The following is a 20,040-nucleotide window of genomic DNA, read 5'->3' as shown; positions in this document are numbered from 1 at the left end:
CTAAAAACACTAATCCTAAAACACTATTAATTATGTCATTACTTTTAAATGTACCTTTATTAATCCAGGACACCCCAGATTTAGCTGCTGCAGTTAAAGACGATATGGGTATGCTTTGGATGCTGCTTTCAGGAATACTTGTATTCTTTATGCAAGCAGGCTTCTTTCTTGTAGAATCTGGAATGACCGATTCTAAAAATGCTGTAAACATTGCGATGAAGAACTTTCTGGATATCGCCGTAGGCTCTTTAGCATTTTGGTTTATAGGATATTCTTTAATGTACGGTGCAGATGTATCTGGAGGCTTTTTCCACTGGGGTGGATTTATTTTTTCTCAGGGAGCTGCCGATTTATTCTTCCAGACTGTATTTGCCGCAACTGCTGCAACAATAGTTTCTGGAGCTATCGCAGGAAGAACAAAATATACTACTTATGCTATTTTCAGTATTATTATGACAGCTATCATCTACCCTATAGCTGGTGGATGGGAATGGAATGGCGGATGGCTAAACAATACCGATGGTATTATGCCAGCCGAGTTTATAGATTTCGCAGGATCTTCAATCGTTCACTCTGTTGGAGGCTGGGCTGCTTTAGTTGCTGCCTGGATGGTAGGCCCTAGAATTGGAAAATACTTAAACGGTAAACCTGTAGAAATGCACGGACACAACCAGATGTATGCGACTTTAGGTGTATTCATCCTTTGGTTAGGATGGTTCGGATTTAACGGTGGTTCTCAGCTAGCCTGGGGTGGAGCAGACTCTGCAGCTGCTTCTCAAGTAGTACTTGTTACTAACTTAGCTGCTGCTGCCGGAGCTTTAAGTGGTTTATTATTCACCTGGATTAAAAATGGAAAACCAAATTTAGGAATGACCTTAAACGGATCTCTTGCCGGACTCGTTAGTATTACTGCAGGATGTGGTAACATGACAGAAGGCGGAGCTGTTTTAGCAGGACTAATTGGAGGTATCTTAGTTGTTCTTTCCATCGGATTCATTGAAAAAACTTTAAAAATAGACGACGCAGTAGGAGCTATTTCTGTACACGGTGTTGCTGGTGCATGGGGAACCTTGGTAATTGGACTTTGGGGAGTAGACGGCGAAACCGGAATAGGCTTATTTAATGGTGGCGGAATTGCTCAATTAGCTGCTCAGGCTATCGGCGTAATTGCTTACGCAGTTTGGGCTATCGGTTTATCATTCATATCCTTATATATATTAAAGAAAGCTTGCAACGGACTTCGAGTTACCGAAGAAGAAGAAATTGCAGGATTGGATATCTCTGAGCACGGTGCAATTGCATACCCTGGAAAAAGACAAAGAGACTTCGATCAAGCTTCTTAAGAGACTTTTAAATACAAATTCCAATTTTATAATAAAAAGATGCCCTGCTTTGCTAGGCATCTTTTTAATGTTTATACAAATTCGTTTGACAAAAAACCAACAAAAGTCAAAATTATTTTTTAAAATTGAACTAACTAAATGATAATCTTAACATATTATGAAAAAAATTGAGGCAATTATTCGAAAATCAAAATTTTCAGAGGTAAAAAATGCACTTCATGAAATTGGGGTTAATTTTTTCTCCTATTGGGACGTCACAGGACTTGGAAATGAAAAAATTGGTCACGTATATCGTGGCATTTCCTATTCTACCAGCGACATCCAACGACGCTATTTATCGATAGTAGTAAACGACGATTTTGAAGACATTACAATCAAGGCCATTCTTCAATCTGCAAGAACAGGAGAAGTAGGAGACGGAAAGATATTTGTCTCCGATGTAAATGAAAGTTACAGAATTCGAACAGGAGAAAAAGGAGGAGAAACTTTAAAATAAAACTACTAAAAATTAAATTATGGAATTATTAACTACCAACAATGTATGGATGATGATCTGTACAGCATTCGTTTTCTTTATGCATTTGGGTTTTGCATTTTTAGAAATCGGATTAACCAGACAAAAAAACACATTAAACATACTTTTTAAAAACATATTTATTATTACCGTTGGACTCCTATTATATTGTCTAGTAGGCTTCAACCTAATGTACCCAGGAGAATTTAACGGCTACTTTGGTTTTGCCGGATTTGGACTAGACTCTCCTCTTACTCCAGATGGCGCACTGGACTTAACTTACAACGAAGGTTACACCTATTGGACCGACTTTTTATTCCAGGGTATGTTCGCTGCAACTGCTGCCACCATTGTTTCCGGAGCTGTTGCCGAGCGCATTAAAATTGTACCGTTCATGATTTTCACCGTTATATACGTAGGACTTGTTTACCCTATTGCCGGATCCTGGAAATGGGGTGGCGGATTTTTAGATGAAATGGGCTTCTATGATTTTGCAGGTTCCACACTAGTACACTCTGTAGGTGGCTGGGCTGCTTTAGTAGCGGTATGCTTATTAGGTCCAAGAATTGGAAAATTTAAAGATGGAAAAGCTCAGGCAATCCCTGGACACAATATCCCGTTAGCCACAGCAGGAGTATTAATTCTTTGGCTAGGCTGGTTTGGCTTTAACGGCGGATCTGTTCTTTCTGCAGATCCTGCATTAACCTCATTAGTACTTGTTACCACTTGTCTAGCCGCTGCCGCTGGAGGTGTAGTTGCTATGCTTACTTCTACGGTCATGTATAAAAACTTAGACTTAACAATGTTTTTAAACGGTATTCTTGGCGGTCTTGTTGGGATTACTGCAGGAGCAGATGTTGTTAGCCCTACAAGCGCAATCATTATTGGCGCTGTTGCCGGTGTACTAATTGTCCTTGCTGTTAGCTTTGTAGACAATGTTTTAAAATTAGACGACCCGGTAGGCGCCATTGCAGTGCATTTGGTATGTGGTATCTGGGGTACACTCGCTGTAGGTATCTTCTCTACCAACCCAGAACATAGTTTTATAACGCAATTAATCGGAGTATTATGCTATGCGGCTATTTGTATTATGTCATCGTTCCTGATTATTTTTATCTTAAAGAAAACAGCAGGAATCCGCGTTTCAGAAAAAGAAGAACTGGAAGGCTTAGACCCTCACGAGCATGGTATGTCCGCTTACCCGGATTTCCGATTAAACGAACACTAACACCTTATTATATTACACACCCACAAACGTCTTCAGGATTTTATCTTGAAGACGTTTCTATTTAAGAAAGGTTTAATAGCCGGAACTTTTGTAGTTTCAATAATATATGTACTTTTGCCGGAACAATTTAGAGGAAAGATTTGACTGATTGCAACCTCAATAAAAAATGCTAAAGGACAGTGCATACTTCCTGAGACGTTTTCGTCAAATCCACCCTCCATATTTTTTAAATATTTTATAGATTATGTCGTATTTATTTACATCCGAAAGCGTGTCTGAAGGACACCCAGACAAAGTTGCTGACCAAATTAGCGATGCCTTAATAGATAATTTCTTAGCCTTCGACCCAGAATCTAAAGTTGCTTGCGAAACCTTAGTTACTACCGGCCAGGTAGTTCTTGCCGGAGAAGTTAAGTCGAGTACTTATCTGGACGTACAACAAATTGCAAGAGAGACCATAAATAAAATTGGTTACACCAAAGGCGAATACATGTTCGACGGAAATTCATGTGGTGTTTTTTCTGCCATTCACGAACAGTCCGACGATATTAATCGCGGTGTAGATAAAGCCACTAAAGAAGAACAAGGAGCCGGAGACCAGGGAATGATGTTTGGTTACGCCACCAATGAAACTGAGAACTTCATGCCTTTAGCTCTGGATTTATCGCATTTATTACTCAAAGAACTGGCTGCTTTAAGAAGAGAGAATAAAGACATCACCTATTTAAGACCTGACTCAAAAAGCCAGGTTACTATTGAATATAGCGACGATAATATACCACAACGCATCGAAGCCATTGTAATTTCGACACAACATGATGACTTTGGAACAGACGAAGTTATGCTGGCTAAAATTCGTGAGGATATTATTAATATTTTAATTCCGAGAGTTATCGCTAAGCTTCCTGAAGACCTTCAAAATCTGTTTACAGACAGCATTAAATATCACATTAATCCTACAGGTAAATTTGTTATTGGTGGCCCGCATGGCGACACGGGATTAACCGGAAGAAAAATTATTGTAGACACTTACGGTGGTAAAGGCGCCCATGGTGGAGGTGCTTTTTCAGGAAAAGATCCAAGTAAAGTAGACCGCAGTGCCGCATACGCTACAAGACATATTGCTAAAAACCTGGTAGCAGCAGGCGTTTGTGACGAAGTTTTGGTACAGGTATCGTATGCCATTGGCGTAGTAGAACCTATGGGAATTTATATTAACACCTACGGCACTTGTCCATTCAATATGACCGATGGTGAAATTGCAAAAAAAGTAGCCGACATTTTCGACATGCGCCCGGCAGCTATAGAAAGTCGTTTAAAACTTCGTCAGCCTATGTATAGCGAAACAGCAGCGTACGGACATATGGGAAGAGAAAGCGAAGTTGTAACAAAAACCTTTTCTCAGCCAAACGGAGAACCTATAACTATAGATGTAGAACTGTTTACCTGGGAAAAATTAGATTATGTAGATCTTGTTAAAGCTGCATTTGGCTTATAACAACATTATACCTCAAAACACAAAAGCCATCTGTACAGATGGCTTTTTTTATTATCTTATGAGAACGAATTTTCCACAAACAAAAAAAGCAAGCTAAAATAGCTTGCTTTTCGTGGGAAGAGCAGGATTCGAACCTGCGAAGACATAGTCAGCAGATTTACAGTCTGCCCTCGTTGGCCGCTTGAGTATCTTCCCAAAACCGGATGCAAATATATTACTTTTTTTAGTGTTTCAAACAAAAAATCTATCAAATTTACACCAATGATTTTTAGCCCCTGATAATGAACAAATAAGCACTAAACATTCCTTATGGATTTTCAATAAAACACTACAAATTATATATAGCGCGTAGCGTAACATACCTTGGCTGTATGTAATAATCGGTTGCTCTAACCGAAATATCATCAGAACTACTCTGGCTTTGCGCTTTTGTATTTAACAAGTTGGTTGCTTTTAACTGAAACTCCCATTTACTATCACTATCTTTTCTGTATGCCATAGAAGCATTCCAAAACTGATACGTATTTAAGGTGGTTTCTTCATTTTTAAACTCATTATACACGTAATCTGTTTTAAAAGTAAGAACTTTCCAGATCAAGGCATCAAATTCTATTTTCGGAGCAGACGTGTAAAACTTCGTCCGTGTATCGCCCTGATCGTTATCCTGGATACTGTAATTGTACCCTATTTCGAAATTAGGAGCTTCTCTAAAATTGGTACGAAGTTCCACCCCGTAATTCTGCGTATAATTTTCGTTTACAGACCTTACATTCTGAATGTACTGATTAAATTTTGAGTAATTAAAACGCCCGTTGGCAGAAGCCTGAAACTTTCCAAAACGCTTCTGAAAACGTCCATTCGCTGAAAATGTTTCGTCTGCATAAGCCGAATTGAATGGCGAATTAGAGCGAATTACACTTTCAAAATTTGTAATATTTCTAATTCTATCAATACTCTTATTGTAATTAATGTTGGCAAATACATTAGTATAATTAAACATATTAAAACTGCGGTACGACAACCGTACATTATGAGCCAAGGCATTATCCAGACTTTCATTTCCGCTAAAAAACGAGTTATAACCATTCATAACCAAACCTCTTGCTAACTGAGTAACATCGGTAAACTGTGTTTCCATATTATAAGTAAACACAATCTGCTCGCTCTTTTTTAATTGAATTCTTGCATCAAAATCAGGTAAAATTTTAAAAAAGTCGTTATTATATTTTACCCCAAACTGTGTATTATCGGTATTATAAGCATGTACCGTTGCTCCTGGTGTAAACGTAAATATGCCAGTTTTTAATGTATAATGAAGTCCGACATACACATCTGTAAAACCGTATTCTATATCATTTTCAATCAAACCATCGTTGATAGATGGAGATGGAACGAACTCTGAATTGTTATCTAAAAGCTGAAAGATATTGGAATTAAACTTCTGGCGACTATAAATAGTTCCTAAGGTAAAATTTAAATTACTTTTTGCGTTTAGTACATTAAAATAATCAATCTTTCCGTCGAACTGATTCGATTTTACACGTTTATCCTGGTTCACATTATAATTAATCTGATCCATATCTAAACCTAAAATATCAGCGGTGTTGTCGTAAGTACTTTTTTCTTCTATAATAGCATTGTAAAACGGATCTTCATCCTGCCACAAATGCTGAGCTTCCAGAGCGAAAATATGTTTTTCACTTAGCGTATAGTAATAGTTTAAATTCTGATTTATACTAAACGGACTGGAATCTTCGTACTGCAACGTATTTCCAATAACCGAAGACAACACATTTTCATCCTGAGACTCTTTGGACAAACGCATCATTACATCGTAATCTAACTGGTTATCTGAATTAGGTTTAAAAAGCAGACTAAATTTAGCCATTCCCAAATCGCTGCGCTGTCTGGTATTACTTTCGGTAACCTCATCCGGCACTCCTAAATCTGTATTCGTATAAGTAATACTATTGATTTGCTGCATATCTATACGACTACTAGAGAAAATACCAAAACCACTAATATCTAAAGTTTGTTTTGGTGAATAACTAAAGTTTGCAGCTCCAAATTTTGTATAAATATCCTTTGCTCTGTTATTCTGAAGACTGGACAAATTAAGATTATTACTCCCCAGGTTTATATTTGTCCCGCTACTTCTGCTTGGTGCCCTAAAGCCTCCTGTGAAATTAAAATAATCCCGTCTGGAAAAGGCAATTTCTCCCAAATTATTTAAATCGCCTATAAGATTGACACTATATTTTGGACTGTAATAAAACAACTTAGGCTGGAAAACATAAAGGCCATTTTCGTCTGCAATTCCCGATCCGCCAGTTATATCTCCGAACCAGAAACTTTCCTTTCCTTTTTTAAGCTGAATATTAATAGCAACATTATCCTGATTATTTGTTACTCCACTTAACTGCCCTACTTCTGCAAAGTTTTTAAGTACCTGAACTTTATCTACTGCATTCGATGGAATATTTTTTGTTGCCAGTTTAGAATCGCCATCAAAAAAATCTTTACCATCTACCATTACCTTACTCACTGTTCGGCCTTCCACTTCAATTTCGCCTTCGTCGTTGACTTCTACTCCCGGCAGCTTTTTAAGGACATCTTCCAGCTTCCGCTCCGTTCCGTTTTTAAAGGAATCGGCATTATATATTAAAGTATCTCCTTTAACCGTAACAGGCATCTCGTAAACCAACTCTACTTCGTCCAGAGTATTATCACTTTTCAGAGTAAAAGTCTGATAAACATCTTCGCTACCGGTTTCTAAAAACTGCTGCTCCGTCTTCATACCAATATAACTTACCTGCACATTATATTTGGAATTCTTGCCTACCGATAATTTAAATGCTCCTTTGTCGTTAGTAATCCCATAAGATTCCAAAGCATTAGTTTCAGTATTTATTGCTATAACATTTGCCAGCTCCAGAGGCGTTCCGACACTATCTTTTACTACCCCTTCTAATTTTAACTGACCAAATACCGGGACAGAAAAAAGAACAATTAAACCTAAAAAAATATGTTTCATAAAAGCTTTTTGTATAACCGTTGATATTATAATTTACCTTCCACCTCGTCTGTTACGAAACATTTCACTCATCTCTTCCATTTTCTTTTTTACAATCTCGTCATATTCTGCTTTCGAAACTTCCTTTCCTTTTTTAGGCACTTTAATTTCAGACTTTTCCTGTGCATTCAACACTATTTTTGAACACAGAATGGTAGTTTTATCTGCATTCACTTCCAGAATCAATCCTGGTAACCCCCAGTACTCTCCCGGACCTTGATTAACTGGTATTTGAGGTGTATACCAAGCGGTCACCTCAATTTCTCTCGGTATTTCGGGTTTATTTTCGTCGTCATCATTTCGTCTGCCCGGAGGTCCCATACGCCTGAATTCCATTTCGCTAACCTGTTTAACAGCTGTTGCCTTAAAACAGGTATATTGCCCGATTTGCTTGGTTTCAGTTCCCATTTTCCAGGCCAGTTTTGGCAACGAGTCATGTATTAAAAATTGCTTCCCGAACAATTCCTGCTCCTGAAGCAATTGATTATCTTTAATATTTTTATACTGTGGTCCAGAAGTAAAATTCCCCATCATCCTAAACCCTCGCCCTCCGGAAGCTGTAGGTGCTTCCAGCTTTTCTTCTTCTGTATAAATGGATTCTGTACGATTAAAAGTTAAAACAAAAGATTTTTCCAGCATACTTTTCATACGCTCTGCTATTCTTTTTTTCTGCTCCTCGCTCATTTGTCTGCCGCCGAAGTCGGGCATCTCTGCACTTGTTTTAGATTCGTAATAGGCTACACCCTGAAAATCGCTTTGCGCATTAACACCGAAAACTGAGATTAATGCAAAAAGGAGCACTAGATTTTTTAAAATTTTAACTTTCATAATTGGCAATAAGTTATGTTTATACCTTCTAAGACTTAAAAAGTTAAGATTAGTTTAATGCATGCAAAAAATAAACACCCGAATATTTAGTTTTCATGATAATATTTGATTTTCGTATTTTTCGATTATGAAATTTATAACCTGTCTCATTCTTGCCGTTTGCAATCTTAGTTTTGCCCATTCCCAGATAAAGGCTAACCTTCTGGCAACACAACACACAGAAAAAAACACGGTTATTGGTTTAGACAACCTAGGCGCTGTTTATTATTGCAACACCAACGAATTATCTAAACAAACCCAAAGGCAGACTTTAAATTACACGAACTTACAATTGGGGAATATTTCGACAGTTAACACCTTTAATCCTTTAAAAATAAACGTGTTTTATTCCGCCTTTAATACCGTGATTATTTTAGATAACCGCCTGGCTGAAATTTTCAAAATTGATTTTAACTCCTTAAATCCTTATCGAAATCCGACTTTCATTTCTACAGGTTACGATAATACCATCTGGCTTTTTAACGATATAAACCAACAACTGGAATTGTATGATTACAAATATGGCAATCAACGTGCACAATCTACCCCAATAAACGGTAAAGTTTTAGATTTAAAAAGCGATTACAACTGGTGCTGGCTATTAACAGAAGACTTTATATACCAGTTTAACTATGTTGGATCTATGGTTTACAAAGTAAAAAATGAAGGATTTACCCGACTATTTCCTTTCAAAGAGAGTTTGATTCTACAAAAGGAGAACACCCTATATTACTTAAAACGTGACGATTCAAATTTTCATAGTATATCCCTTCCCGAATTATTAATAAAACAGTTTTTCGTAACCAACGAAAGCTTGTATATTTACGATACCGAAACCGTATATCAATTCCAATTAAAAACAGAATAAAATATGCACATTGCTATTGCCGGAAACATTGGAGCTGGAAAAACCACACTTACCAAATTACTCGCCAAACATTTCCATTGGGAAGCACAATTAGAAGATGTTGTTGACAATCCGTATCTGGATGACTTCTATAACCAAATGGAACGCTGGAGCTTTAACCTACAGGTGTATTTCTTAAACAGCCGTTTTAGACAAGTACAGCAAATAAGAGAAAGTGGAAAAGATATAATTCAGGATAGAACCATTTACGAAGACGCACATATTTTTGCCCCGAACCTTCATGCTATGGGATTAATGACCAATCGTGATTACGAAAATTACCGAGGCTTATTCGATTTAATGGAGTCTTTGGTACAAGGTCCGGATTTATTAATTTACTTAAGAAGCTCTATTCCTAATTTAGTAGGACAGATTCAGAAACGTGGTAGAGATTACGAAAACTCTATTAGCATAGATTATTTAAGCCGTCTTAACGAGCGTTACGAGGCCTGGATTCATGGATACAATAAAGGCAACCTGCTTATAATTGATGTGGATAATTTAAATTTTGTAGACAATCCGGAAGACCTTGGATATGTAATTAACCGAATAGATGCCGAAATTAATGGTTTATTTTAAGCTTTAATAAAACCATTTTCCTTAGCGTGTTCTATAGCCTGCAAGCTATTATCTACCAATAAAGCGGGTGTGGTTTTATAATTTTCGAAAAGCGATTTTATACGCTGCATTTTCCTTTTATGGTTTACACTTCTTAAATAAATTGCTAAAACACGCCCTGGAAAAGCCTCGGATATTTCGATATAAATATCCGCATCGGACTCGCTTCCATCTCCTATTAGAATAAACTTCAATTCGGGATACGCTTTTAAAATATTAACAATTTCCTTCTGCTTTTCTGGTTTATCGTTTGCTTTCTTCCGCTTAAAAATTGTATTCATACTGCGCAATAGAATAGGGCCTTTAGGAAACTTATTTTTCTTTAGAAAATATTCCAGATACCTATATAAATTCCAGGGACTGTGACTTACATAAAAAATCGGATTGGAATTTTCACCAGACTTACCGCGATGTAAAAGATGATAAAAATTTGCAGCACCCTCCAAAGGAATTCGGCTAAACGCTCCTTTAAAAAAGGTATTTATTAGCACCTGCCATTTTAATACAGAATACACTCCGGTATGCATAATCGTGTCATCTATATCGCTGATAACACCAAATTCGGCATGGCTAGGCGGAATTAATATTTCTACTGGAAATCTATTTTGATTGGTAATACTCCGTTTGATATTTACATCGCTGTACGCAGCTACAACGTGCATCCAGCCTTCGGTGTTTGTTAAAGCCTCTAAATTACTTAAGGCCTTTTCACACTTAAAATACCCTGATTTATCTGTTTTAACCTTTAGTATTTTACCATTAGGCAAACGCAAATCCAACCATACATTTTTAACCTCATCACTTTCAAAACGTTTATAGGAATTTATAAGTAGCTTGAAAAAACCCTTACGCTCCAAATCTATACTTTCATCTTCTATTGCCCTACCCCTTAAATAGAAATGATTAGATGTGGAATAACTTTGAAAAGCTATAATTTGCAAGGGGTCTTTTTTCAAAAAAATTACATTTTAAGGGTTAGTGCTTTATAAAGCTATAAAATTAAAAATACAGAATTTAATGACATACTAAAACTATTAGTTCTTCAAATTTGCATTAAAACTGTGGCAAAATTTCACATAAAAAAACGAGCGCAATGTCTTGCGCCCGCCATAGTATAAAAATTAAACTAAAACCTTTACTCCTGTTTAATTTTAACATCTTCTTTCAATTCTTTTAAGGCAGCCTGAACTTCTGCTTCCGTCCCTTCAATAATTTTTTCTGTAGTTTCTACTTCGCCATTTTTAGTCGTTTCTGTAATAATAACGGCTTTTGTTACATCTCCATCCGAAGTCACTTCTACGTTTATCTGTTTCTCTACTGCACCAGCAGCATAAGCTTCCTCTACATGATGACCTCCTAAAATAGGAGCAATCACCAATCCTACAAGACAAGTAAGTTTTATTAGAATGTTCATAGATGGTCCTGAAGTATCTTTAAACGGGTCACCAACAGTATCTCCAGTTACAGCTGCCTTATGAGCATCACTACCCTTGTATTCCATTTTGCCATTAATTTCCACTCCAGCTTCAAAAGATTTTTTTGCATTATCCCAGGCACCACCGGCATTATTCTGAAAAATGGCCCACATAACACCACTAACACAAACTCCGGCCATATATCCTCCCAGAGGTTCTGCCCCAAAAATTAAACCTATAATTATTGGAGTTAATATGGTGATTAGCCCAGGTAAAATCATTTCCTTCAATGCTGCTTTGGTAGAAATATCCACGCATTTTGCATAATCTGGTTTACCTGTTCCCTCTAATATTCCTGGTATGTCTTTAAATTGTCGACGTACTTCCTGAACCATTTCCATTGCGGCCTTACCTACGGATTGCATTGCCAAAGCTGAAAAAATTACAGGAATCATACCGCCTACAAACAGCATGGCTAAAACATCAGCTTTAAAAATATTAATACCATCTATACCAGTAAATGTAACATAAGCTGCAAATAGCGCCAAAGCTGTTAATGCAGCCGAAGCAATAGCAAATCCTTTACCAACAGCTGCCGTCGTATTTCCTACAGAATCTAAAATATCGGTACGCTCGCGAACTTCCGGATCTAATTCACTCATTTCGGCAACACCCCCGGCGTTATCTGCAATCGGTCCAAATGCATCAATAGCCAACTGCATAGCAGTAGTAGCCATCATAGCTGAAGCCGCTAATGCCACGCCGTAAAATCCAGCCAATTCATAAGATCCGAATATGGCAGCTGCGAATAATATAACAGATAAAAATGTAGATTTCATACCTACAGCCAAACCTGCTATAATATTAGTTGCAGCCCCGGTTGAGCTATTGGTTACAATATCTAATACAGGTTTTTTTCCTAAACTGGTATAATATGCCGTAACGACAGAAATTAAGGCTCCTACAGTCAAACCAATACAAGCCGCCCAAAAGACATTTAACGAAGGAATATCTATATAACCTTCTCCAAAAAATTTCATATGCATGGTTTCTGGCAACATGAACTTTATAAGAACAAAGCTGGCTATTAAGGTTAAAATTATAGCTACCCAGTTACCCATATCCAACGCTTTCTGTACCTGAGGTTCTTTATCTGAATTACTGGAAATCTTAACAAAAAATGTTCCGATAATCGAGGCTAAAATCCCTACTCCCGCAATAACAATTGGCAACAAAATTGGCCCCATATTATTAAAGCTATCGGTATACGCCCCCATAGAAGACATATCTTTAATAACATAATTACCAAGCACCATGGCTGCCAGAACAGTAGCTACGTACGAACCAAATAAATCGGCTCCCATACCAGCAACATCTCCTACATTATCTCCTACATTATCTGCAATGGTTGCTGGGTTTCTTGGATCATCCTCTGGAATTCCTGCTTCCACTTTTCCAACTAAATCGGCACCAACATCTGCCGCTTTAGTATAAATTCCTCCTCCAACACGGGCAAATAAAGCAATAGATTCTGCTCCTAAAGAAAATCCGGCCAGTGTTTCCAAAGCCATAGTCATTTCATCGTAAAACAATCCCGTACCAACCACAAATAGCTTAATAAATATAAAGAATAGGAAACTTAAACCCAATACGGCTAATCCGGCCACACCGAGCCCCATTACAGTTCCTCCGCCAAAAGACACTTTTAAGGCTTGTGGCAGACTGGTTTTGGCTGCCTCTGCCGTGCGTGCATTTGCTTCGGTAGCAATACGCATACCTACGTTACCTGCCAATGCAGAAAAACAAGCTCCTACAATAAAAGCAGGAACTATCATCCAGCTTGTAGTATCTACCAGCATAGATATAACAAAAAGCGCAATAGATGCGATTACAACAAAAATTAGCAATAGTCGGTACTCCGCATTTAAAAAAGCCAAGGCCCCTTCTTTAATAGCCTTGGAAATGCCCTGCATTTTATCATTTCCCGGCGATTGCTTCTTTACCCATGCCATTTTAGAAAACATAAATAGTAAGCCAAGTACAGCAAGTACCATTGGGACGAAAATCATGTTTGATTCCATAAAATTTATAAATTAAGTTAGTTTTTAATCTTATAAATGTAACAAAATCAAGCATAAATAAAAAACCCTTCCAGTGCTAACTGAAAGGGTTTCTCTTATTTATTTTAATACAAATTAAATTGTAAAATGTCCGTTTTTCTTGTGCTCGCTGTTTTCGTAACGATCTACACAAGCATCTAAAATTTCATAAGCTTCGGCAGCATCTCCCCATCCACCAACATCTACTTTTTTCTTTTCTAAATCTTTATACACCTGGAAGAAATGTGTAATCTCTTCTTTTAAGTGAGGATTTAAGTCTGATAAGTCTTCTAATTTATTCCAGATAGGATCTGATACAGGAACACAAACTATTTTCTCATCCGGCCCTTTTTCATCAGTCATATGGAAAACACCAATAGGTTTTACCTCCATAACACACATTGGAAAAGTAGGCTCGCTACCTAAAACTAAAACGTCTAATGGGTCACTATCTAAAGCTAAAGTCTGAGGAATAAATCCGTAATCTGCAGGATACATCATTGAAGAAAATAGCATTCTATCGAAACGAATTTTATTTAATTCAAAATCGTATTCATATTTATTTCTACTTCCTTTTGGTATTTCAATTAAAACGTCGAACGTTTTTTGTCCTTTTGGGCTCATAAATTTATTTTTTTAAAGGCCTCAAAAATACTGAACCCTTTGGTTATAGACAACTTAAATTTTAACAGATTTAACAAAACAGTGTATTTATAACACTTAAAATCTCTTAATTACTCGGTATACATTACTATTCAGCAGAATAAAACTAGAAATAGAACCCAAACGTCCCGGTTACTCCAAAATTTCTGGCATCAGGATTCTCAAGATAATTCCCTCTAAAATTAAAATCCAGTCTTAATATTTTAAAGATATTTCCTATTCCAAAACTGTATTCATAATATACTTTATCGCTTGGCGCGTTGTAAGGCACGTTAGAGGCATTTATAGCTTTATTTGCTTCTGAGATTTCTCCCCAAACACCTCTTACACCAACGATTTCCCTTAAATTCAATTTTCTTAAAAACGGAATCCTGGAAAACAGACGCCCGTTAAAATTATGCTCCATATGGGCAGAAACATAAGTATCGGTAATAAACTCGTAATAATTTAATTGAGAAAAGGTGTTATATATTGAAAAATACGCCTGGTTTCCCGGCACGATACTTAACAAACCTAAAGGTACTTCTCCAAAAGTTTTACCCGCTTCGACCGTTGTAAGCATGCGACCGAAACCACCTATTTGCCATGGCTGGGTATAAGAAAACTGTAATTTAGTATAATCGAAATCACTGTTTAAAACATTCTTTTCCCCAAGACTTAATTGCGCAAATAATGTCGCATAATTATCATTCGCCCGAGCACGTTCCACACCATACCCTGTCATACGGCGATTAGGAAAATAGGTTACTGATAGCGCTGTTTCAAATTGATTTAATTCTGAAGCTATTTCGGTAAAAGTATCATCGGTATAATAATCAATGTTAAAAGTTGGAGATGCAGAACTTAGAGTTCTGTAATCTGCTCCCAACCTGAAAACCACATTTTTTACGGGCTCCAGCTCGAAAGCCAGACTTGTTAATTCTATATTTGATAGTTTATCGTTTGTTCCCTTGGCAAAAAGTGCAGAAGATGCTAAACTTCTTCCCAACACATCGGTAGACGTAGTTAAACTCGCTCCAATCTGCTCTATATCCTTACGGTGACCTCCAGAAATTATAAAGCGATTCGTCTTATCGACAAGTACTTTACCAGAGATTCCGTATTTTACCTTTTCATCTCTAAAACCATAAGCTACAAAACCCTCAAGACGCCAGGGATCATTTGGTCCAAAATAAGTTCTTCCTCCACCACGAACACGTACGCCTTCCACTTCGTTAAATCCAAAGGTTGAATAAATTGGTCCGTAATCAAAATTCCACTCATCAATCTCGACATAACCTGATACTAAAATTGTCCCAAGATTATAAAGGCGATTGAATTTTTTAACGGTTTGCAGAGTATCCAGCATTTTATAAACACCTTTCTCATCCTTATTTAAATCTTCCATACGATGGGCCTCCCAGAACTCATCGTTTCGGTTATAAGTATCTTCATTATAATCTAAAACCTCTTCGTTATAAAAAGCATCCTGTCTTGGTTTATCAAACAAGTAATTATCGTACAAAGTTGTTCTTTTCCCATAGATTCCACGTGCTTTCTCTTTCTTTCTAAGCGCAAAATCCGACATAAAATAATCGCGCTTTATAAGAAACACAGAATCGCTTAATACATCAAAATCCTGTTCTATATAAATTTCTTTTACCCAGTTAATATTGGCACTTTTCGAAGCCTGCATATTAATTTTCTTAATAGCAAAAGTGGAGTCATTAACCCAGAAATCGCCCTTAAACGTCAGTTCGTTTTTTCGTCTCGGGTAATAAATAATATTGTAACACCATTTATTGTCGATAAACGCACTATCGGATAATTTATAATTATAGGTATTTATACCTGTTTTTGACAAAGGACTGACAAAACTCTTTTCGAAAAATTTAAGATAGTTATCGTAGATATCGTATTGAGAATATAAGTCTTTAATAAAATCGAGAATAAACTGATTGTTATTAAAACCAGACATTTTATTGCCTTTAAGCTCTTCGCGTTCTTTACCGGAAATATTGTTTCCATAAACTTTACTGGCCTCCTCGTTAATAAATATTGGCAAATAAGTTTTACCCGTAACATTAGAGGTGTCCACTTCATTAAAAATAAACTCCATGCCTTTAAAAATCTTATTTTCCATAAAGGCACTGTCTATCGTATTTAAATCGAATTCAACTTTCTCGTACTTATCGTATTCGTAATGATTAAATTTACGAAGACCATTCCGGCGCTTATGTTCCCAGATTTTGCGAAGAATATCTATTGCCGGATTATTTTTTTTAGGTTGTTTTCCGGCTACAATGACAACCTGATCCAACTCAGCGGCTTCTTCCTCCAATACTATTTCTAGTTTATAGTTAGCACCTTTTTTAAGTGGAAATTCCTCGGTATGATACCCTACAAAAGAAACTGTTAAAGCACTCCAGTTATCTCCGGACTCCATATAAAACCGACCTTCTTCGTTGGTTATCGTTCCTTGAGAAGACCCTTTAAAAATAACATTGGCATAGGCAACAGGTTCCCTGTTTTGGTCGTACACATAACCACTAACTTTAGTCTGAGCTAGTATAAACAGATTTCCCAGAAGGAAGAATATGAGGCTTAGTCTTACATTCATAGTTAAAAAAAAACTTCATCAGCAATTAATTATGTTGATGAAGTTTTTTACGACAACAAAAGTGTTGTTTACTTATATAATACTTTTTTTACAGCTTTTACAACATCGTTACTATTTGGCAACCACTCTGCTAATAATACTGGAGAGTATGGTGCCGGCGTATCGGCTGTATTAATTTTTACTATAGGAGCGTCTAAATAATCGAAAGCCTGTGCCTGAACCTGATATGTAATTTCAGTTGCAACGTTTCCAAATGGCCATGCTTCTTCTAACACTACCAAACGGTTGGTTTTCTTAACAGATTTTAAAATGGTATCATGATCCATAGGTCTTACAGTACGAAGATCTATAATTTCACAAGAAATACCTTCTTTTTCTAACTCGTCTGCTGCTTTGTAAGCTTCTTTAATAATTTTACCAAAAGATACAATAGTTACGTCTTTACCTTCGCGTTTAACATCGGCAACTCCTAATGGAATGGTGTATTCTCCTTCCGGTACTTCACCTTTATCACCGTACATCTGCTCACTTTCCATAAAAATAACCGGATCGTCATCACGAATCGCAGCTTTTAAAAGTCCTTTAGCATCATAAGGATTTGAAGGCACTACTACCTTTAATCCCGGAGTATTAGCAAACCAACTTTCGAAAGCCTGAGAGTGCGTTGCCCCTAACTGACCGGCAGATGCTGTAGGACCACGAAACACAATCGGACATTTAAACTGCCCACCAGACATTTGTCTTATTTTAGCAGCATTGTTTATAATCTGATCAATTCCAACTAACGAGAAATTAAAGGTCATAAATTCTACTATCGGTCTGTTACCTGTCATGGTAGAACCTACTGCTATGCCAGCAAAACCTAATTCTGCAATAGGTGTATCTATTACACGTTTTGGACCAAATTCGTCTAACATCCCTTTCGATGCTTTATAAGCACCATTATATTCTGCAACTTCCTCTCCCATCAAGTAAATGCTCTCATCTCTGCGCATTTCTTCACTCATGGCTTCACAAACTGCCTCTCTGAACTGAATTGTTTTCATGTATCATTATTTATAAGAACAGCAAAAATAACAATAATTGAAAAACTTTCTATAAAAGATTTTCCAAAATTTAAGTCGGGCAGGGCATTCAAATGGTGAATTCTTAATTCTTCCAATAATTCTAAAAAATAAATACAAAAATTACAGTACTTTTCCTTTTATAAAAATACTAAACCGATAGACTTTATAGTAAATAAAACTTTAAAAAAGCTGTAATACATTACATTTAATGTTTAAAAAACAGATTTAAAATTTCATTTTCGCAATAAAAGATTAAATTAATTCATTTTTTACTATGCATGCATAGTAAAAATAAAAAATAATTCAATAACTTCGTAACCGATAAAATATTACAGTAACATAACAAACAACATATATGAAGATTTTAGTTTGTATAAGTCACGTGCCAGACACGACTTCTAAAATTAACTTTACAGAAGGTGATACTAAATTTGACACTAACGGCGTACAATTTGTAATTAACCCAAACGACGAATATGGATTAACCCGCGCAATGTGGTTTAAAGAAAAACAAGGCGCAAGTGTAGACGTTGTTAACGTGGGAGGCCCTGAAACAGAACCAACTTTAAGAAAAGCTTTAGCAATTGGTGCAGATGCAGCCATACGCGTAAACACAGAAGCTACCGACGGCTATGCCGTAGCTGAACAACTTGCTAAGGTTGTTAAAGAGGGAAACTACGACCTTGTAATAGCAGGACGCGAATCTATAGATTATAATGGAGGAATGGTACCAGGTATGCTGGCTGCTTTAACGGATGCCAATTTTGTAAATACTTGTATTGGGATAGACGTAGATGGCACTAACGCCAAAGTTATTCGAGAAATTGACGGCGGAAAAGAAACCGTAACTACGACCCTGCCTCTGGTTGTGGGCGCTCAAAAAGGCATTGTTGAAGAAAGTGATTTACGTATACCTAATATGAGAGGTATTATGATGGCCAGAAAAAAAGCCTTAACCGTTTTAGAACCTGTTAGCGCTTCTACCGAAACGGTCTCAGTAAAATTCGAAAAACCAGAACCTAAAGGTGCCGTAACCTTAGTTTCTCCAGACAATTTAGACGAATTAATAAATTTACTTCACAACGAAGCTAAAGTTATTTAATCTCCTTTATTATAATTCAAAAGAATAACCTTTATTCCTTATAAACAGGAATACATTCAAAAAAATGTAAATCACATGTCAGTTCTAGTATATACAGAGTCCGATCAGGGACAATTAAAAAAAATAGCTTTAGAGGTTGCATCTTACGCAAAAACTGTAGCCGACCAGTTAGGAACAACAGTTACAGCTATTGCCATTAATGTAAACGACACGACGCCTTTAGGCTCTTATGGTGTTTCTAAGGTTTTACATGTTAAAAATCCAGACTTAGACACCTTCAACGCTAAGACCTATTCCGATATAATTAAACAGGCAGCCAATCATGAAGATGCTAAAGTTGTTATTGTAAGCTCAAGTGCCAACAGTAAATACCTAGCTCCTCTATTAGCTGTTGCTTTAAAGGCTGGCTATGCATCAAACGTAGTTGCTGCACCTTCAAACATTTCGCCTTTTACAGTTAAACGTATGGCGTTTACGAATAAAGCTTTCAATGAAACCAGTATAAGTACAGATGTTAAATTAGTAGGTCTTTCTAAAAATGCCTTTGGATTAAAACCTTCTGAAACCGTACTTGAAACCGTAGATTTTTCACCAAGTATTTTAGAAAGCGGAGTCCATGTAGAATCTGTAGATAAAGCTACCGATAAAGTTACCATTGCCGATGCAGAAATTGTGGTTTCCGGAGGTCGCGGATTAAAAGGCCCTGAAAACTGGGGTATGGTTGAAGAGTTAGCCGAAGTACTTGGCGCTGCTACAGCATGTTCTAAGCCTGTTTCTGATTTAGGCTGGAGACCTCATGGCGAACACGTTGGACAAACAGGAAAACCTGTAGCGGCAAACTTATATATTGCCATTGGTATCTCGGGCGCTATACAACACCTTGCCGGAATTAACGCATCTAAAGTGAAACTCGTTATTAACACCGATCCTGAAGCGCCTTTCTTTAAGGCCGCAGATTACGGTGTGGTTGGCGATGCCTTTGAGGTTGTGCCACAATTAATAGAAAAATTAAAAGCCTTTAAAGCTCAAAACGCTTAATTTTTATTA

The 20,040-nt window shown here is 36.9% G+C and carries 15 protein-coding genes and 1 tRNA gene; 8 read left to right on the top strand and 8 right to left on the bottom strand.

Going from position 1 to position 20,040, the window contains the following annotated elements; translation table 11 throughout:
- Nucleotides 1–32: 32 nt before the first annotated feature.
- From I3217_RS07020 to metK, 4 genes are all read left to right on the top strand, one after another.
- A complete protein-coding gene (locus I3217_RS07020; protein ID WP_435049038.1) occupies nt 33–1,343 on the top strand; it encodes an ammonium transporter in 1,311 nt (436 codons plus the stop codon).
- A gap of 157 nt (nt 1,344–1,500) precedes the next feature.
- Entirely contained in the window at nt 1,501–1,839 is a 339-nt protein-coding gene (locus tag I3217_RS07015; RefSeq protein WP_435049037.1) for a P-II family nitrogen regulator, read from the top strand.
- Nucleotides 1,840–1,858: 19 nt separating this feature from the next.
- Nucleotides 1,859–3,085, top strand: a complete 1,227-nt coding sequence (locus I3217_RS07010; protein WP_435049036.1) for an ammonium transporter — start codon at nt 1,859–1,861, stop codon at nt 3,083–3,085.
- Nucleotides 3,086–3,329: 244 nt separating this feature from the next.
- Nucleotides 3,330–4,583: a methionine adenosyltransferase gene (gene metK, locus I3217_RS07005; RefSeq protein ID WP_435049035.1), complete on the top strand. Its 1,254-nt coding sequence runs from the start codon at nt 3,330–3,332 to the stop codon at nt 4,581–4,583.
- A 113-nt stretch (nt 4,584–4,696) separates the two neighbouring features.
- On the opposite strand, the gene I3217_RS07000 is transcribed toward metK, so the two are convergent.
- The 3 genes from I3217_RS07000 to I3217_RS06990 form a co-directional block, all read right to left on the bottom strand.
- Nucleotides 4,697–4,778 (bottom strand) — tRNA-Tyr (locus I3217_RS07000).
- A 133-nt stretch (nt 4,779–4,911) separates the two neighbouring features.
- Nucleotides 4,912–7,617, bottom strand: coding sequence for a carboxypeptidase regulatory-like domain-containing protein (locus I3217_RS06995; protein WP_435049034.1), 2,706 nt, complete (start codon nt 7,615–7,617; stop codon nt 4,912–4,914).
- Nucleotides 7,618–7,650: 33 nt separating this feature from the next.
- The gene (locus I3217_RS06990) at nt 7,651–8,484 is read right to left on the bottom strand and encodes a GLPGLI family protein (RefSeq protein WP_435049033.1); all 834 of its coding nucleotides are present in this window, start codon (nt 8,482–8,484) and stop codon (nt 7,651–7,653) included.
- A gap of 127 nt (nt 8,485–8,611) precedes the next feature.
- On the opposite strand from I3217_RS06990, the gene I3217_RS06985 reads away from it, so the two are divergent.
- Nucleotides 8,612–9,391 carry a hypothetical protein gene (locus I3217_RS06985; RefSeq protein ID WP_435049032.1) on the top strand — a complete coding sequence of 260 codons (780 nt, stop codon included), beginning with the start codon at nt 8,612–8,614 and terminating at the stop codon, nt 9,389–9,391.
- Between the two features lie 3 nt (nt 9,392–9,394).
- Nucleotides 9,395–10,009: a deoxynucleoside kinase gene (locus tag I3217_RS06980; RefSeq protein ID WP_435049031.1), complete on the top strand. Its 615-nt coding sequence runs from the start codon at nt 9,395–9,397 to the stop codon at nt 10,007–10,009.
- On the opposite strand, the gene I3217_RS06975 is transcribed toward I3217_RS06980, so the two are convergent.
- The 5 genes from I3217_RS06975 to I3217_RS06955 all read right to left on the bottom strand — a co-directional run bounded on the left by I3217_RS06975 (nt 10,006) and on the right by I3217_RS06955 (nt 17,870).
- Nucleotides 10,006–11,004, bottom strand: coding sequence for an App1 family protein (locus I3217_RS06975; protein ID WP_435049030.1), 999 nt, complete (start codon nt 11,002–11,004; stop codon nt 10,006–10,008). The two genes, I3217_RS06980 and I3217_RS06975, sit on opposite strands and share 4 nt — an antisense overlap.
- A gap of 179 nt (nt 11,005–11,183) precedes the next feature.
- The gene (locus I3217_RS06970) at nt 11,184–13,544 is read right to left on the bottom strand and encodes a sodium-translocating pyrophosphatase (RefSeq protein WP_435049029.1); all 2,361 of its coding nucleotides are present in this window, start codon (nt 13,542–13,544) and stop codon (nt 11,184–11,186) included.
- A gap of 114 nt (nt 13,545–13,658) precedes the next feature.
- On the bottom strand, nt 13,659–14,186 hold the full coding sequence (locus I3217_RS06965; protein ID WP_435049028.1) for an inorganic diphosphatase: 528 nt from the start codon (nt 14,184–14,186) through the stop codon (nt 13,659–13,661).
- Between the two features lie 145 nt (nt 14,187–14,331).
- The gene (locus I3217_RS06960) at nt 14,332–16,824 is read right to left on the bottom strand and encodes a DUF5686 family protein (RefSeq protein ID WP_435049027.1); all 2,493 of its coding nucleotides are present in this window, start codon (nt 16,822–16,824) and stop codon (nt 14,332–14,334) included.
- Between the two features lie 68 nt (nt 16,825–16,892).
- Nucleotides 16,893–17,870, bottom strand: coding sequence for a pyruvate dehydrogenase complex E1 component subunit beta (locus I3217_RS06955; protein ID WP_435049026.1), 978 nt, complete (start codon nt 17,868–17,870; stop codon nt 16,893–16,895).
- A 376-nt stretch (nt 17,871–18,246) separates the two neighbouring features.
- On the opposite strand from I3217_RS06955, the gene I3217_RS06950 reads away from it, so the two are divergent.
- Entirely contained in the window at nt 18,247–18,993 is a 747-nt protein-coding gene (locus tag I3217_RS06950; RefSeq protein WP_435049025.1) for an electron transfer flavoprotein subunit beta/FixA family protein, read from the top strand.
- Nucleotides 18,994–19,068: 75 nt separating this feature from the next.
- Nucleotides 19,069–20,031 (top strand): electron transfer flavoprotein subunit alpha/FixB family protein, encoded by a 963-nt coding sequence (locus I3217_RS06945; RefSeq protein ID WP_435049024.1) that lies wholly within the window; start codon nt 19,069–19,071, stop codon nt 20,029–20,031.
- Nucleotides 20,032–20,040: the final 9 nt, after the last annotated feature.

Source organism: Formosa sp. S-31 (assembly GCF_051172795.1).
Lineage (GTDB): Bacteria > Bacteroidota > Bacteroidia > Flavobacteriales > Flavobacteriaceae > Formosa.
Note: the sequence above shows the minus strand (reverse complement) of the source record. Positions and strands in the feature narration are given on the sequence as shown.

What these genes read in the sequence shown, in the direction of transcription:
- I3217_RS07020 (WP_435049038.1), top strand. Translation starts at nt 33, where the DNA reads ATGTCATTACTTTTAAATGTACCTTTATTAATCCAGGACACCCCAGAT.
- I3217_RS07015 (WP_435049037.1), top strand. Translation starts at nt 1,501, where the DNA reads ATGAAAAAAATTGAGGCAATTATTCGAAAATCAAAATTTTCAGAGGTA.
- I3217_RS07010 (WP_435049036.1), top strand. Translation starts at nt 1,859, where the DNA reads ATGGAATTATTAACTACCAACAATGTATGGATGATGATCTGTACAGCA.
- metK (WP_435049035.1), top strand. Translation starts at nt 3,330, where the DNA reads ATGTCGTATTTATTTACATCCGAAAGCGTGTCTGAAGGACACCCAGAC.
- I3217_RS06995 (WP_435049034.1), bottom strand. Translation starts at nt 7,617, where the DNA reads ATGAAACATATTTTTTTAGGTTTAATTGTTCTTTTTTCTGTCCCGGTA.
- I3217_RS06990 (WP_435049033.1), bottom strand. Translation starts at nt 8,484, where the DNA reads ATGAAAGTTAAAATTTTAAAAAATCTAGTGCTCCTTTTTGCATTAATC.
- I3217_RS06985 (WP_435049032.1), top strand. Translation starts at nt 8,612, where the DNA reads ATGAAATTTATAACCTGTCTCATTCTTGCCGTTTGCAATCTTAGTTTT.
- I3217_RS06980 (WP_435049031.1), top strand. Translation starts at nt 9,395, where the DNA reads ATGCACATTGCTATTGCCGGAAACATTGGAGCTGGAAAAACCACACTT.
- I3217_RS06970 (WP_435049029.1), bottom strand. Translation starts at nt 13,544, where the DNA reads ATGGAATCAAACATGATTTTCGTCCCAATGGTACTTGCTGTACTTGGC.
- I3217_RS06965 (WP_435049028.1), bottom strand. Translation starts at nt 14,186, where the DNA reads ATGAGCCCAAAAGGACAAAAAACGTTCGACGTTTTAATTGAAATACCA.
- I3217_RS06960 (WP_435049027.1), bottom strand. Translation starts at nt 16,824, where the DNA reads ATGAATGTAAGACTAAGCCTCATATTCTTCCTTCTGGGAAATCTGTTT.
- I3217_RS06955 (WP_435049026.1), bottom strand. Translation starts at nt 17,870, where the DNA reads ATGAAAACAATTCAGTTCAGAGAGGCAGTTTGTGAAGCCATGAGTGAA.
- I3217_RS06950 (WP_435049025.1), top strand. Translation starts at nt 18,247, where the DNA reads ATGAAGATTTTAGTTTGTATAAGTCACGTGCCAGACACGACTTCTAAA.
- I3217_RS06945 (WP_435049024.1), top strand. Translation starts at nt 19,069, where the DNA reads ATGTCAGTTCTAGTATATACAGAGTCCGATCAGGGACAATTAAAAAAA.